This window comes from Shinella sp. (genome assembly GCF_035998705.1).
Classification (GTDB): Bacteria; Pseudomonadota; Alphaproteobacteria; order Rhizobiales; family Rhizobiaceae; genus Shinella.
Window position 1 is genome coordinate 348,174 of the sequence record NZ_DASYHH010000033.1, and the last position, 14,744, is coordinate 362,917.

12 protein-coding genes are annotated in these 14,744 nt (G+C 64.9%); 10 read left to right on the forward strand and 2 right to left on the reverse strand.

The genetic code is table 11. The features are described 5' to 3' along the window. Window positions 1-197: 197 nt before the first annotated feature. The 7 genes from VGN93_RS29935 (at window position 198) to VGN93_RS29965 (ending at window position 7,007) form a co-directional block, all read left to right on the forward strand. Window positions 198-1,601: an FAD-binding oxidoreductase gene (locus tag VGN93_RS29935; protein ID WP_327510501.1), complete on the forward strand. Its 1,404-nt coding sequence runs from the start codon at window positions 198-200 to the stop codon at window positions 1,599-1,601. A gap of 16 nt (window positions 1,602-1,617) precedes the next feature. Further along, complete coding sequence (locus VGN93_RS29940; RefSeq protein WP_327510502.1) at window positions 1,618-2,406, forward strand: SDR family oxidoreductase; 789 nt, start codon at window positions 1,618-1,620, stop codon at window positions 2,404-2,406. Window positions 2,407-2,549: 143 nt separating this feature from the next. After that, a complete protein-coding gene (locus VGN93_RS29945; RefSeq protein WP_327510503.1) occupies window positions 2,550-3,842 on the forward strand; it encodes an Hsp70 family protein in 1,293 nt (430 codons plus the stop codon). Between the two features lie 45 nt (window positions 3,843-3,887). Further along, complete coding sequence (locus tag VGN93_RS29950; protein WP_327510504.1) at window positions 3,888-4,748, forward strand: uracil-DNA glycosylase; 861 nt, start codon at window positions 3,888-3,890, stop codon at window positions 4,746-4,748. A 209-nt stretch (window positions 4,749-4,957) separates the two neighbouring features. Further along, window positions 4,958-5,137: a hypothetical protein gene (locus VGN93_RS29955; RefSeq protein WP_319311127.1), complete on the forward strand. Its 180-nt coding sequence runs from the start codon at window positions 4,958-4,960 to the stop codon at window positions 5,135-5,137. A 58-nt stretch (window positions 5,138-5,195) separates the two neighbouring features. Continuing rightward, entirely contained in the window at window positions 5,196-5,339 is a 144-nt protein-coding gene (locus VGN93_RS29960; protein ID WP_256120874.1) for a hypothetical protein, read from the forward strand. 381 nt (window positions 5,340-5,720) lie between these two features. After that, a complete protein-coding gene (locus VGN93_RS29965) occupies window positions 5,721-7,007 on the forward strand; it encodes an MFS transporter (protein ID WP_327510505.1) in 1,287 nt (428 codons plus the stop codon). Here the strand turns inward: VGN93_RS29965 and VGN93_RS29970 are convergent. Beyond that, the gene (locus VGN93_RS29970) at window positions 6,998-7,936 is read right to left on the reverse strand and encodes a DMT family transporter (RefSeq protein ID WP_327510506.1); all 939 of its coding nucleotides are present in this window, start codon (window positions 7,934-7,936) and stop codon (window positions 6,998-7,000) included. The genes VGN93_RS29965 and VGN93_RS29970 overlap by 10 nt on opposite strands. 332 nt (window positions 7,937-8,268) lie before the next feature. Between VGN93_RS29970 and pepN the strand changes: the two genes are divergently transcribed. Beyond that, window positions 8,269-10,917, forward strand: coding sequence for an aminopeptidase N (gene pepN / locus VGN93_RS29975; protein ID WP_327510507.1), 2,649 nt, complete (start codon window positions 8,269-8,271; stop codon window positions 10,915-10,917). 6 nt (window positions 10,918-10,923) lie between these two features. Here pepN and VGN93_RS29980 read toward each other — a convergent pair whose 3' ends face one another. Beyond that, complete coding sequence (locus VGN93_RS29980) at window positions 10,924-11,292, reverse strand: VOC family protein (RefSeq protein ID WP_327510508.1); 369 nt, start codon at window positions 11,290-11,292, stop codon at window positions 10,924-10,926. Window positions 11,293-11,366: 74 nt separating this feature from the next. Here VGN93_RS29980 and VGN93_RS29985 point away from each other — a divergent pair, with 74 nt between their 5' ends. Next, a complete protein-coding gene (locus VGN93_RS29985; RefSeq protein ID WP_327510509.1) occupies window positions 11,367-12,110 on the forward strand; it encodes a YafY family protein in 744 nt (247 codons plus the stop codon). A gap of 117 nt (window positions 12,111-12,227) precedes the next feature. Then, window positions 12,228-14,576, forward strand: coding sequence for a PAS domain-containing sensor histidine kinase (locus tag VGN93_RS29990; RefSeq protein ID WP_327510510.1), 2,349 nt, complete (start codon window positions 12,228-12,230; stop codon window positions 14,574-14,576). The last annotated feature ends 168 nt before the right edge of the window (window positions 14,577-14,744 follow it).

The window sequence follows — 14,744 nt, forward strand, 5'->3', positions numbered from 1 at the left end:
TGACGCAAGCCTTGTCGAGCCGTTCTGCGACAGACTTTCCCCGCATTTGCGCATGACCTCATGACAGGGTCGAAAGTTTATTTACTTTAACGTAAACGTCAATCGATTGTCGATTGCGTCCCGCCTTGCTCGCTTGATTCCGGTTCCCTGTCGGACTAGGCATTCGCGGCCAGCCAACCCGGCAGAGGATCCATGCCATGAGCGAGATTATCCGATCGCTGCAACGCGACTTGAACAATTTCGGCGAAGATCTTCACCTTGTCGGAAGCGAACGGCTGGCAAACCGGCATCCCGGCGAACATCGCGACAATTTTGGCGCAGGCGTGCTGGTCGAGCCGGCAACGCCGGAGGCCGCCGCGGCGGTGGTGCGCTGGTGCCTCGAAAACGACGTGCCGATCGTGCCGCAGGGCGGGCGCACCGGGCTTGTCGGCGGCGGCATCAGCCGGCCGGGCGAACTGATTCTCTCCACCGCACGGCTCAACCGCATCAAGGCGATCGATCCGCTCGCCCGCACCGTCACCGTCGGCGCCGGCGTCACCCTGCAGGCGTTGCAGGAGGCAACGGCGGAAGTCGGCCTCATTCCCGGCATCGACCTTGCGGCGCGCGGCAGCGCCACGATCGGCGGCATGATCGCCACCAATGCCGGCGGCATCCTCGCCTTCCGCAACGGCGTGATGCGCCACCAGGTGCTCGGCATCGAGGCCGTGATGCCGGACGGCACGCTGTTCAGCGACCTGACCCGCGTGCTGAAAGTGAGCGCCGGGCCGGATATCAAGCAGCTCCTCATCGGCTCGGAAGGCGCCTACGGTTTCGTCACCCGCGCCGTGCTCAAGCTCGAAAGCTTCAACCCCATGCGCGCCACAGCACTCGTCGGCCTTCGCGATGCGACCTCAGCCCTTGCGCTCATCACCCATTTCCGCGCCCAGCCGGCCTTGCAGCTCGAAGGCGCGGAACTGATGTGGCAGCGCTACCTGCGCGACAGCGCGGGCGACAAGGGTTTCGATCTCGGCTGGCTGGAGGACGACACGCCGGCGATCCTGCTGATGGAGGTTTCCGCCGAAAGCGAAGAGCAGGCGCGCGAGGCGCTGGAAGAGGGTCTCGCGGGCCTCTGGGAGGAACACGGGCTGACGAGCGGCATCGTCGCCGCCTCGCTCGACCAGGCGCGCCGCTTCTGGGCGCTGCGCGAGGACGGCGACTTCATGTACCGGCATTTTCCCGCCGCCCCCTCCTACGACGTCTCGGTGCCACCCGGTTCGCTCGACGATTATGTCGCGGGCCTGCGGGCGCGGCTGAAGGCCATCGACCCCGGCTTCGACGCCTATGTCTACGGCCATATCGCCGACGGCAACCTGCACCTTTCCGTCATCGGCGAGGGCGTCACGGCTGCCGCACTGAAGGCGCCGATCGAGGATGCGGTCTATACGGGTGTTGCGGAATTCGGCGGCAGCTTTTCCGCCGAACACGGGGTAGGAACCGAGAAGCGCCGTGCCTATCTGACCTATGGCAACGCCGCCCGCCGCGCCGTGGCGCAGGCGATCAAGGCGGCGCTCGACCCGAAAAACCTGTTCAATCCGGGCAAGGTGCCCTACCGCGCCGACTGAAACAAAGGACATCACCATGGATCTCGGAATTACCGGCAAACGCGCCCTCATCCTCGCCTCCTCCCGCGGCCTCGGCAAGGGCATCGCCGTGGCGCTCGCCCGCGAAGGTGCGCATGTGCTGCTCTGCGGCCGCAGCGCCGAGACGCTCCAGGCGAATTGCGACGCGATCAATGCGGACAGTTTCGGCCGCGCGGACTGGGTGCAGGCGGATCTCGGCGAGGATAATTTCGTCGAGACCATCGTGAAGGGCGTTGCCGACAAGCTCGGCGGCGTCGACATCCTCGTCAACAATTCCGGCGGGCCGACGCCGGGCTCGACCGAGGACATGAGCGAGGAAAAGCTCGTCACCTACTTCAATTCCATGGTGCTGAGGATCATCACCCTCACCAACCGGCTGCTGCCCGGCATGAAGCAGCAAGGCTGGGGCCGTATCCTGACCGTCGCCTCCTCCGGCGTCATCGAGCCGATTTCCGGCCTCGCGCTCTCCAACACGCTGCGCCCGGCGCTCGCCGGCTGGTCGAAGACGCTGGCGACAGAAGTTGCCCAACACGGCATCACCAGCAACATGCTGCTGCCCGGCAGCATCATGACCGACCGCTTGAAGAGCCTGGACGCAGCCGCCGCGGAGCGCAGCGGCAAAAGCGTGGATGACGTGCGCGCAGCCTCGGAAAAGGCCATTCCCGCACGGCGCTACGGCACCGTCGAGGAATTCGCCGCCACCGCCGCCTTCCTGTGCAGCGTGCCGGCAAGCTACGTCACCGGCAGCCTCGTTCGCTGCGACGGCGGAGCGGCGCGCTCGGTCTAAGAGCGGCACTTCCCCTTGCCATCGGCGCCGGCCTGTGCCATCTGGCGCCCTCTCCCAATTCCGGGCGCGCGCTGACGCGCCCTTTTCGCGCGCGGGCTTCATGCCTCGCTTCAAGACAATTCGACGATCATAGGGGCACGGCGATGGCACGGGCACTCGGGCTTGATTTCGGCACCACGAACACGGTCATGGCGCTTTCGACGGGCGGCAGCGACACGCAATCGATGAGCTTCACCAGCAGCGTCGGCGTCACCGACACGATGCGCACGGCGCTCTCCTTCATGAAGGACCCGGTGGTCGGCGCGCAGGCGCTGAAGGTCGAGGCGGGCCAGGCGGCGATCCGCCAGTTCATCGACAATCCCGGCGATTGCCGCTTCCTGCAATCGATCAAGACCTTCGCGGCGAGCGCGCTGTTTCAGGGCACGCTGATCTTCGCGCGCCGGCACGCCTTCGACGACCTGATGGAGATCTTCCTGCGCCGGCTGAAGACCTATGCGGGCGACGAATGGCCGGGCGACGTGTCGCGGGTGATTGCCGGGCGGCCGGTGCAGTTTGCCGGCGCAAGCCCGGACCCGGCGCTGGCGCTCGAACGCTACAATGCGGCGCTGACGCGGCTCGGCTTTCCGGAAATCCACTATGTCTACGAGCCCGTCGCGGCCGCCTATTATTTCGCGCAGACGCTGAAGAGCGATGCCACCGTGCTGGTCGCCGATTTCGGCGGCGGCACGACGGACTATTCGCTGATCCGCTTCGAGCGCAAGGCCGGCCAACTGTCGGCAACGCCGATCGGCCATTCGGGCGTCGGCATTGCGGGCGACCATTTCGATTCGCGCATGATCAGCCATCTCGTGGCGCCGGAAATCGGCAAGGGCACCTATTTCAAGAGCTTCGACAAGCTCCTGGAGGTGCCCTCCGGCTACTACGCCAACTTCGCCCGCTGGAACCAGCTTTCGATCTTCAAGACGACGCGGGAATTCACCGATCTCAAGTCGCTGGTCCGCTCGGCGATCGAGCCGGAAAAGCTGGAGCTCTTCATCGACCTCGTCGAGCATGACGAGGGCTATCCGCTCTATCAGGCCATCTCGGCGACCAAGATGGCGCTTTCCGGGGCGGACGAGGCAGAATTCCACTTCCCGCCGCTCGGCAGCGCCGGCCACAAGACGGTCAGGCGCGCCGATTTCGAAGACTGGATCGCGCCGGACCTCGCCCGCATCGAAGGCGCGCTCGACGAGGTGCTGGAGAAGACCAACACGGCGCCTGACGCCATCGACAAGGTGTTTTTGACCGGCGGCACCTCCTTCGTGCCCGCCGTGCGGCGCATCTTCACCCGCCGCTTCGACGCGGGCAGGATCGAGAGCGGCGGCGAACTGCTCTCCATCGCCCACGGCCTGGCGCTGATCGGCGAAAGCGACGACGTCGCCGAATGGGCGGCGTGAGCGCGGCGCTTTCCTCGCCGGGTTCGCTTCGCTAAGGTGCAGGGCATGAACACCGCGCGAGATCTCAATCCCGACCAGCTGCGATCGCTCCTGCATTTCTATGCCGATGCGGGCGTGGAATGGCTGCTGGAAGAAGAGGCGGTCGATCGTATCGCCGAATTCGAGGCGATGCGCGCGGCGCGCGGCATTGCCCCGCAGCGCGAGGCGGCGCCCGTGCCGCAAGCGCCGGCCCGGCAGGCGTCCGCACGGCAGGAACAGCCGCGTCCCGCGGCCCCCGCCCCCCTGACGAATGTCGCTATCCCGGACAGCCAGGCAGTGGCGGAAGCGGAGCTTGCCGCGGGCGGCGCCCGGTCCCTCGACGAGCTGCGCACGGCGATGGAGGCCTTCAACGGCTGCAACCTCAAGACCAGCGCCCGCTGCCTCGTCTTTGCCGAGGGCAAGGCCAAACCCGCCGTCATGGTGATCGGCGCCATGCCGAATGCCGAGGACGACCGCGACGGCCAGCCCTTTTCCGGCCGGCAGGGCGCGATGCTCGACCGCATGCTTGCCGGCATCGGGCTCGCCCGCGCCGACCTGCTCATCACCAATGTCGTGCCCTGGCGGCCGCCCGGCAACCGGCCGCCGTCGCAGCGCGAGGCGGATATCTGCCGCCCCTTCATCGAGCGGCAGATCGCGCTCGCCGAGCCGAATCACCTGCTCGTTCTCGGCAATTTTGCCGCGCGATTCCTGTTCCGCTCCAACGATACGATCCACCAGTTGCGCGGCGAATGGCGGGAGATCACGATTTCCGGCCGAAATATCCCGGCTTTTGCAACGTTGCATCCGCAGGATCTTGCGACGGCGCCCATCAGCAAGCGCCTCGCCTGGCAGGACCTGCTCGCTTTTCGTGCAGGGCTCAAAGCCTAGCCGATAATCCCTCGTCAATCTTTTCAATGACTTGGCGATGGGCATTTGGGCGCCGTCCCATAACAGGCGCAAATCTGCCTCAGACATGAACAAATTGTTTCAGCAGCCATGCGAATTGCACATATCTGCCGGGCAGAATGTCGCATTGCAAAATTAATGTTGCGGCGCAATATGAGAGCACGGGAGGACAGGATTTAAGGAATAGACCCATGACCGCCGCCCGTTTTCGGCCCATCCATTCGAGCTTCGAGACGCTCCGCCACTCCGGCCTTCGCACCGTCCATGGTTTCGGCGGCATCGCTGCCCCGGCCAACGAGCAGCTCACGGCCACCGGCTTCGCCCGCATCAACCGCCCCGTTCAGCTCTTCTCCGACTTCATCCAGCGCTGACACGCGGGTGCTGCGCCAGACGGCGCCGCCCGATGCAACCCGAACCCAGGAGCAAACCATGGCCGCCTTTCGCAAGTTGATGTCCGACATTGCCGACATCCGCGCCGCCGTGAATGCCGCCCGGGAATATTCCGTGCTGGCCTCGCTGCCGCGCGATGCGGCGCAGCGCCGCGACCCTCTCAAGGCCTTCCTGCCCAATTGACGGCCGGCCGTGGCTTTGAAACCGGCGCGCGTCGTGCTAAAGTTGTTTTCGTGAGGAGGTGAGACGCCTTTGTCTCCGGTGGAGACCGGCCCGAAGGCCGATCCCCTTTTCTTAGCGAGTCATCGTCAGTGTCAGGCGCCAACCGAACACCCTGACGACAACCGTAAGCCGGAATTTCAAACGTCTCACCTCCTTTCATTGCGTCGGGGCTTTCGCCTCGACAATTCCCCTTAGCACAACCGTGCCGGGAATTCGCTCCCCCTCCTGACCCCTCCCGACAATCTTCCTGTTTTTTACGTCAGCCGCTGTCGCAGTGGACAGCGCAACGCGTCCGCAATAGAGCGACACTCGCACATTGAACGCTATTCTTGCGGAGCCCCTATGCTGGCGAGCCTCGTCTCCATTCTCAGCCTGATGCTGTCCACCCTGCTGATGATGGTGGCCTTCGGGTTGCAAAGTTATGTCGTGCCGGTGCGCGCGGTCGCCGAGGGCTGGTCGACGCAGACGATCTCGATGATCGCCACCGGCTATACGATCGGGTTCACGCTGTCCTGCATCGTCACGCCGAAATTCGTGCTGCTCGTCGGCCATGTGCGCGTCTTCGTGGCGCTGATCACGCTGCTCGCCATCGGCATCCTGCTCTGCGCGCTCGTGGTCGACTGGCGCGCCTGGATGCTGTTTCGCGCCATGTCGGGTTTTGCCATTTCCGGCAGCTATCTCATCATCGAAAGCTGGCTGAACGAGCGGGTGACCAATGAGAACCGCGGCTCGATCTTTTCCGTCTACCTGATCACCACCATGGTCGGCACGATCGGCGGGCAATATCTCGTGCCGCTGGGCGACCCGTCCAACACCTCGCTCTTCATTCTCTGCGGCATCATCTTCTCCGTGGCGCTGCTGCCGACGGCGCTCACCTCCTCGCCGCTGCCCGCACCGCCGACGCAGGCGCGGTTCGATGTGGCAAAACTCTACCGGCGCTCGCCGGTTGCCGTGATCGGTGCCTTCCTCGCCGGCGCGCTCTCCGGCGCCTGGCTGAACCTCGGCGGCGTGTTCACCCAGCGCATCGGCCTTTCGACAGCGGAAGGAGCGACGTTGCTCGCCTGCGTGCTGCTCGGCAGCGCCATCGCGCAGATTCCGATCGGCCGCGCCTCGGACCGCATGGACCGCCGCCTCGTCATGGTCGCCTGCGGCCTCGTCGGCACGCTGTCCTGCCTTGCCATGGCGCTCGTCGCCGGCGGGTCGCCGGTGCTGCTCTATGTCGTCGCGGCCTTCGTCGGCTCGGTCATCTTCCCGATCTATGCGCTCAACGTCGCGCACGCGAACGACCGCGCGCAGCCGGACGAATATGTCGAGGTCTCGTCCGGCATGATGATCGTCTACGGGATCGGCACGATTTCCGGGCCGCTGATGGTCGGCCCGATCATGGACCGTTTCGGGCCGGGCTCGCTGTTCGCCGTGCTGGCGGTGTATTTCCTGCTCTACGCCGCCTATGCCGCCTGGCGCATCAGCCGGCGCGAGGCGAATGACGGCCTTGTCGCCAAGACGGATTTCCAGGCGATGACCGCGCAGCCGCTGGGTGCGGATGCCGCCGCCGGCGCGCTCCAGCCGGATGCGGTGACGGAGGAGCGGCTGGAGGACACCACGACGCCGGACTGGCGTCAGCCCTGAGGGGTCTGGTGCTTGAGCGCCGCGCGGCGTTTCAGGTCGAGCTGGTGCTCGCGCAGGATGACGAAGATGCCGGCGACGACGACGATGGCGGTGCCGGTCAGCATGGCGCCGGTCGGCACGTCGCCGAACAGGAAATAGCCGATGATCAGGCCGAGCACGATCGAGGTATATTCGAACGGCGCGATGGTGGAGACATCGGCATAACGATAGCTCTGCGTCAGCAAGATCTGCGCGACGCCGCCGCAGAAGCCGGCAAGCGCCATCAGGCCCAATGCCTGCCAGCTCAGCTCGGCCCAGCCGAACGGCAGCGTGCCGAGCGAGAAGATCGAGGCGAACAGCGAGAAATAGAGCACGATGGTCGGCGTGCGCTCGGTCTGCACGAGCTTGCGCACCAGCACCATGGCAATGGAACCGAGCACGGCGAAGGCCAGCATGGCGAGCGCGCCCATCGCCTCCGACGAGCCGAAGCCGCCATCGCGAAACAGCGTCAGGCGCGGCCAGCTGATGATCGCCACACCCACCAGCCCCACCAGCACGGCCGACCAGCGATAGATGCCGACCTTCTCCTTGAGGAAGACGGCGGCGATGATCACGGTGACGAGCGGCAGCGCATAACCGAGCGCGATCGATTCCGGCAGCGGCAGGTGCACCAGGCCGTAGAAGCCGAAGCCCATGGAGAGGATGCCGATCATGCCGCGCTTGAAATGGCCGAAAATGTCGTTGGTGCGAAACGCGCCGCGCAACTGGCCCTGTGCCGCAAGGAAGACGATGATCGGCACCATGGCGAAGGCGGAGCGCAGGAAGGTGATCTGCCCGGCCGGAAGATCCTTGCCGGCCGCCTTGATGAGCGTGGACATGCAGAGAAAGATCACCACGGAGGTAACCTTGAGGAAAATGCCCCGCATGGGGTTTGGGTATGGCATGTCCATGGGAAACTCGTCACGGCCGGCTGGCCGTGGCATCAGGCGTTGAGAGAGACCGGAGAACCGATACAGAGGATTGCAAGTCTAGCGGGATTGTCCGCCGGATGGGATCAATTCTGGTGATGCGTTGCGGATAATTTTGATCGGAACCTGGCGATCAGGCGCCAGCCGGACCTTCTGTGCCAACAAGGCACAAAATTGTGAATGGGGGTCGGCTGGAAATGAGATGTTAAGCGAATAAGCATATCTATCCAGGGAACTGGGGGCAGACCGTCCTTGTAGCCCGTGGCGTTGCACAGAACGTTACGGGCCGGACGGCAAAAATGCAGGACATATTCATGCGGACAGAGAACGGCCGGATCATTCATCTGGCAGATTATCGCCAGACCGACTTTGTTCTCGAGCGCGTCGATTTGACCTTCGAACTGGATCCGACGGAGACCAAGGTCGAGGCGCGGCTGATCTTCCACCGCCGCGAAGGCGCCGATCTTGCGGCCCCGCTGGTTCTCGACGGCGACGAGCTCGTCATGACCGGCCTGCTGTTCGACCAGATGGAGCTGGATGCCGCGCGCTACGACGCGACGCCGGACAGCCTGACGATCCGCGACCTGCCGGCGACGGAGCCCTTCGAGATCACGATCACGACGATGATCAACCCGGAGGCCAACACCCAGCTGATGGGCCTCTATCGCACGAACGGCGTCTACTGCACGCAGTGCGAGGCGGAAGGTTTCCGCCGCATCACCTATTTCCCCGACCGGCCGGACGTGCTGGCCGTCTATACGGTCAACATCATCGCCGACAAGGCGAGCTGCCCGCTGCTCTTGTCCAACGGCAATTTCCTGGGCGGCGCGGGTTATGGCGAAGGCAAGCATTTTGCCGCCTGGTTCGATCCGCATCCCAAGCCCTCGTACCTCTTCGCACTGGTCGCCGGCGATCTCGGCGTCGTGGAAGACACGTTCACCACGATGTCCGGCCGCGAGGTCACGCTGAAAATCTACGTCGAGCATGGCAAGGAGCCGCGCGCGGCCTATGCGATGGATGCGCTGAAGCGCTCGATGAAGTGGGACGAGGACGTTTTCGGCTGCGAATACGACCTCGACATCTTCATGATCGTCGCCGTCTCCGACTTCAACATGGGCGCCATGGAGAACAAGGGGCTCAACGTCTTCAACGACAAATACGTGCTCGCCGACCCGGAAATCGCGACCGACCAGGACTATGCGAATATCGAGGCGATCATCGCGCACGAATATTTCCACAACTGGACCGGCAACCGCGTCACCTGCCGCGACTGGTTCCAGCTCTGCCTGAAGGAAGGCCTGACGGTCTACCGCGACCACGAATTCTCCGCCGACCAGCGCTCGCGCGCGGTCAAGCGCATCGCCGAGGTACGGCACCTGAAGTCCGAGCAATTTCCCGAGGATTCCGGCCCCCTCGCCCACCCGGTACGCCCGACGAAATACCGCGAAATCAACAACTTCTATACGACGACCGTCTATGAAAAAGGCTCCGAGGTGACGCGCATGATCGCGACCATCGTCGGCAGGGACGGCTTCAAGAAGGGCATGGACCTCTATTTCGAGCGTCATGACGGCGATGCCGCGACGATCGAGGATTTCGTCAAGTGCTTCGAGGAGGCCAATGGCGTCGACCTCACGCAATTCTCGCTCTGGTATCACCAGGCCGGCACGCCGCTCGTCAGCGTCTCGTCGAGCTATGACCAGGGCAAGGGCGAATTCACGCTGTCGCTGGAACAGATGATCCCGCCGACGCCGGGCCAGAGCACCAAGGAGCCGATGCACATTCCGCTGCGCTTCGGCCTGATCTCCGCCGACGGCTCCGAGGCAACGCCCGGCGCCACCGGCGGAGCCGAGGTCACCGGCGACGTGCTGCATCTCAGGGAACGCCGCCAGACGGTGACCTTTTCCGGCATCGCCTCGCGTCCGGTCCTATCGCTCAACCGCAGTTTTTCCGCGCCGATCAACCTGCATTTCGAGCAGGCGCCGGCCGATCTTGCTCATATTGCTCGCTACGACAGCGATCTCTTCGCCCGCTGGCAGGCGCTGAACGATCTGGCCCTTCCGAACCTCGTCGAGGCGGCGCGCAAGGCGCGGGCCGGCGAAAAGGTCGAGACGAACCCGGTTCTCGCCGACACGCTGATCGCCATTGCCGGCGACGAGACGCTGGAGCCCGCCTTCCGGGCGCAGGCGCTGGCGCTGCCGTCCGAATCCGACATCGCGCGCGAGCTCGGCAGCAACAACGATCCCGACGCCATCCGCGCCGGCCGCGAGGCCGTGCTCGCCTTCGTGGCGAACCGCGATCCGGCCGTCTTCGCCGCCCTCTTCGAGCGCCACCGCATCGAAGGCGCGTTCACGCCGGATGCGGAGGGGGCCGGGCACCGGGCGTTGCGCAATGCGGCCCTCGCCTACCTCGCCGTTTCCGACGGCACGCCGGGGCGCGCCGTGGAGGCTTTCGCGGCCGCCGACAACATGACGGACCTCAGCGCCGCACTCACCGTGCTCGCCCACCGATTCCCGGATGCGCCGGAGACGGCGACGGCGCTGGAAACCTTCCGCGCGCGCTTTGCCGACAATGCTCTGGTCATCGACAAATGGTTCTCCATCCAGTCGACCATTCCGGGCGCCGGCGCGCTGGAGCGCGTCAAGGCATTGATGGAGAACCCGCTTTTCAACAAGACGAACCCGAACCGCATGCGTGCGCTCGTCGGCACCTTCGCCTTCTCCAACCCGACCGGCTTCAACCGGGCGGACGGCGCCGGCTACCGGTTCCTTGCCGGGCAGATCCTGGAAATCGATCCGAAGAACCCGCAGCTCGCCGCCCGCATCCTCACCTCCATGCGCTCCTGGCGCGCGCTGGAGGAAGTGCGCTCCGACCACGCCCGCAACGCGCTGCGCAGCATCGCCGCGGGCGAAAGGCTCTCCTCCGACGTGTCGGACATCGTGGAGCGCATGCTGAAGGGCTGATCGGCCTTATTTGTCCGGCGGGCAGATGCGAATGCGGTGCCCGTCCGGATCGCGCGCCACGAAGGTACGGCCGAAGACGGCATCGAAGGGCGATTGCTCGATTTCGACGCCCTCCGCCTTCCACTTGTCGTGGATCGCGTCGATCGCATTGTCACCGTCCAGGACGATGGCGATTTCCGACCGGTTGCCCGTGCCGCCGGAAACGAACTCCGTCGATGTCGTCGACCAGAGGCCGAGACCAAGGCCGTTTCCGAAATCGAAGCCGACATAGCCCGGCGATACGAAGACCGGGGTTCGGTCGAGAAGCTTCCGGTAGAAATGGCTGCTGCGAGCTGGATCCTCGACATAGAGGATGAGAAGGCCGGGAGAGATCATGGGACATGTCCTTTCGTTCTGTTGACGAAAGGATCCTAGGCGACGCCACTGTCAGAAAGTGGCAGTATGTCGCCATGGCCCGTTCAGAAAGATTGCTCACGCTCCTCCAGGTCCTCAGGCGCCATCGCCGCCCCGTCAGCGGGGCAGTGCTGGCGCAGGAAACCGGCGTGAGCATCCGCACGCTCTACCGCGACATCGCGTCCCTCCAGGCGCAGGGCGCCGACATCGCGGGCGAGCCGGGCCTGGGATATGTGCTTCGGCCGGGCTTCATGCTGCCGCCGCTGATGTTCTCGCAAGGCGAACTGGAGGCGCTCATCCTCGGCTTCCGCTGGGTGCAGAAATTCGCCGACGCACCGGTGACCAAAGCCGCGTCCGACGCGCTGGCCAAGATTTCCACGGTGCTGCCGGCGGACCTGCGCGACGAGCTGGAGAACACCGCGCTGCTCGTCGGTCCGCGCAAGGTGGTCGACAGCGAGGTTGTCGACCTTGCCCTCATCCGCGCGGCGATGCGCCGCGAGCGCAAGCTCAGACTGGCTTATGCGGATGGCGCGGGCAACCTGTCCGAACGCGTCATATGGCCCATTGCGCTCGGCTATTTCGAGGACACGCGCATGCTGGTCGCCTGGTGCGAGACGCGGGACGACTACCGGCATTTTCGGACCGACCGCATGCAGGAGATCGCACTTTTGGACACGCGGTATCCGCGCCGGCGCCATCAGCTGCTGGAAGGATGGCGCGAAATGGAGAACGGTCCGCGCCGCAGCGAACGCGGCCAGACATGCGCGGACGATCCCGCAACTGCAATTTCCCAACCATAAGAATTGGTTAAGACATCGTTACCTTTTCCACTGGACAAGCGGAATCACAATTGATTCATTAGGGTAGATTCGGGCGAGCGGCGCGCCGAATCAGGAAAAGGTACAAGGTTTAAGACTATGGCGGACGCGCAACGAGGACGCGCAGCCGGCGGGTGGACTCGTCTCAAATTTCCGGGAATGGCGGCCTGGGAAGATGAACTGACGGGACAGGCGAAGATTTTCGCCGGACCTGCCGCACGGCATCTGACACGGGCCGAGCCCGTGCTGAAGCGGTCGATACCGATCCTGATCATCGCCTTCCTGTTCGTGGTGGCCATTTCACGCATGGTCGGCATCCTGGTCGAGCACGACCGGATGGACACGAGCGTACGCGACACGACCTCGCTGACGGCGCTGGCCGTCGGCGCCGTCTTCTCCGGCCGGATGGCCGACAGCCTCGCGAAATCCGACCGCATGGCGGTCGAGGCGGCGCTGTCGCTCAACCTGCCGCAGGACCGCATGCAGCCCGGCGGGCTGGTGCTGTTCGTCGAGGAGAAGGGCCATGTCTTCGGCGCATCTCTTGCGGCGGCGCGTTATGTCGGCCAGTCGCTCGCGCGCTTCTCGCCCGAACTTGCGGCGAGCCAATATTTCGGCGAGCCGGCCGGCGTCTTCCGCGCCCGCATCGACGGCGAGGAATATTATGCCTCGCTCGTGCAGATGCCCAAGAAGGGCGGCTTCATCATCGTCGCCAATCCGCTCGGCAAGCTCGCGGTGTTCTGGCGCGACGAGGTGGCGCTGAACGTCACGCTGTTTTCCGGCATTTCGGCGATCCTGCTCGTCATTCTCTACGCCTATTACATCCAGGCGAAGCGCGCGCGCGATGCGGATGCGATCTTCGCGGAATCCAACCTGCGCGTCGAGACGGCGCTTGCCCGCGGCCGCTGCGGCCTGTGGGATTTCGACCTCACCAGCCGGCGGCTGTTCTGGTCGCGCTCGATGTACGAGATGCTCGGCATGCCGGCACGCGACAGCGTGCTGTCCTTCGGCGATGCGGCGCGCCTGATGCATCCCGACGACGACGGCATCTACCAGGTTGCACGCGCCGTCGCGCGCGGCGAGGCCAAGCAGGTCGACCAGGTGTTCCGCATGCGCCATGCCGAGGGGCACTATGTGTGGCTGCGCGCCCGCGCCCAGCTCATCCGCATGGCATCGGGCCGCATGCACATGATCGGCATCGCCATGGACGTGACCGAACAGCACCGCCTCGCCCAGCGCTACCAGGAAGCCGACCAGCGGCTTGCCGACGCCATCGAATGCACGTCGGAAGCTTTCGTGCTGTGGGACAAGGCCGATCGACTCGTCATGTGCAACGCGCATTACCAGCAGGCCTACGGCCTTCCCGACGACGTGCTGGTGCCAGGCACGGAGCGCGCGGCCGTGCATGCCGCCGCCGCCCGCCCGGTCATCGAGCGGCGCATCGCCGATGCGGACGGCACCGGCGCGTCGCAGACCAGCGAAGTGCAGCTTGCCGACGAGCGCTGGCTGCAGATCAACGAGCGGCGCACCCGCGACGGCGGCCTCGTCTCCGTCGGCACCGACATCACCATGATGAAGCGCCATCAGGTGCGGCTGCGCGAATCCGAGCGCCGGCTGATGGCGACCATCGGCGACCTCTCGGCGTCGCGCGCCAAACTGGAGCGGCAGAAGGCGGAGCTTTCGCTCGCCAACGCCAATTACCAGGTGGAAAAGGACCGTGCCGAGGCGGCGAACCGCGCCAAATCGGAATTTTTGGCCAACATGTCGCATGAGCTGCGCACGCCGCTCAACGCCATCCTGGGCTTTTCCGAAATCCTGCAAAACCAGATGTTCGGCCCGATCGGCTCGGACAAGTACCGCGAATATTCCCGCGACATCCACGAGAGCGGCAAACACCTCCTGAACGTCATCAGCGATATCCTCGACATGTCGAAGATCGAGGCCGGCCACATGCGCGTCAGCTGCGAGACGATCGACCTGGCGCCTTTGATCGAGGAGACGCTGCGGCTCACCATGTTGCAGGCGGAAAAGAAGCAGATCGAGGTGCGCCAGACCTATCCGGACAGCCTGCTGACGGTCGCCGATCGCCGCGCCATGAAGCAGATCCTGCTGAACCTGCTGTCGAACGCCATGAAATTCACCAATGCCGGCGGCGAGGTGGAAGTGCGGGCGCGCCGCGTCGACGGCGCGATCACGCTGACGATTGCCGATACCGGCATCGGCATCCCGAAATCCGCGCTCCAGAAGATCGGCCAGCCCTTCGAGCAGGTGCAGAGCCAGTATGCCAAGAGCAAGGGCGGCTCCGGCCTCGGCCTCGCCATCTCCCGCTCCCTCGCCCACCTGCACGGCGGCGCCATGCGCATCCACTCGCTCGAAGGCAAGGGCACGATCATCTCCGTGCGCATCCCCGACCGGGAACGCCTCGCGGCCCTGCATCTCGAGGCGGCTTGAGGGGATAGGGATTTTACCCCCCTCTGCCCTGCCGGACATCTCCCCCTCAAGGGGGGAGATTGGATGGGGCGACGTTTCGCCCATTTCTAACGTTGCTGATGGAGCGGGGTTTTCGCGTCTTGCCGATCTCCCCCCTTGAGGGGGAGATGCCCGGCAGGGCAGAGGGGG

What these genes read in the sequence shown, in the direction of transcription:
- VGN93_RS29935 (WP_327510501.1), top strand. Translation starts at nt 198, where the DNA reads ATGAGCGAGATTATCCGATCGCTGCAACGCGACTTGAACAATTTCGGC.
- VGN93_RS29940 (WP_327510502.1), top strand. Translation starts at nt 1,618, where the DNA reads ATGGATCTCGGAATTACCGGCAAACGCGCCCTCATCCTCGCCTCCTCC.
- VGN93_RS29945 (WP_327510503.1), top strand. Translation starts at nt 2,550, where the DNA reads ATGGCACGGGCACTCGGGCTTGATTTCGGCACCACGAACACGGTCATG.
- VGN93_RS29950 (WP_327510504.1), top strand. Translation starts at nt 3,888, where the DNA reads ATGAACACCGCGCGAGATCTCAATCCCGACCAGCTGCGATCGCTCCTG.
- VGN93_RS29955 (WP_319311127.1), top strand. Translation starts at nt 4,958, where the DNA reads ATGACCGCCGCCCGTTTTCGGCCCATCCATTCGAGCTTCGAGACGCTC.
- VGN93_RS29960 (WP_256120874.1), top strand. Translation starts at nt 5,196, where the DNA reads ATGGCCGCCTTTCGCAAGTTGATGTCCGACATTGCCGACATCCGCGCC.
- VGN93_RS29965 (WP_327510505.1), top strand. Translation starts at nt 5,721, where the DNA reads ATGCTGGCGAGCCTCGTCTCCATTCTCAGCCTGATGCTGTCCACCCTG.
- VGN93_RS29970 (WP_327510506.1), bottom strand. Translation starts at nt 7,936, where the DNA reads ATGGACATGCCATACCCAAACCCCATGCGGGGCATTTTCCTCAAGGTT.
- pepN (WP_327510507.1), top strand. Translation starts at nt 8,269, where the DNA reads ATGCGGACAGAGAACGGCCGGATCATTCATCTGGCAGATTATCGCCAG.
- VGN93_RS29980 (WP_327510508.1), bottom strand. Translation starts at nt 11,292, where the DNA reads ATGATCTCTCCCGGCCTTCTCATCCTCTATGTCGAGGATCCAGCTCGC.
- VGN93_RS29985 (WP_327510509.1), top strand. Translation starts at nt 11,367, where the DNA reads ATGGCCCGTTCAGAAAGATTGCTCACGCTCCTCCAGGTCCTCAGGCGC.
- VGN93_RS29990 (WP_327510510.1), top strand. Translation starts at nt 12,228, where the DNA reads ATGGCGGACGCGCAACGAGGACGCGCAGCCGGCGGGTGGACTCGTCTC.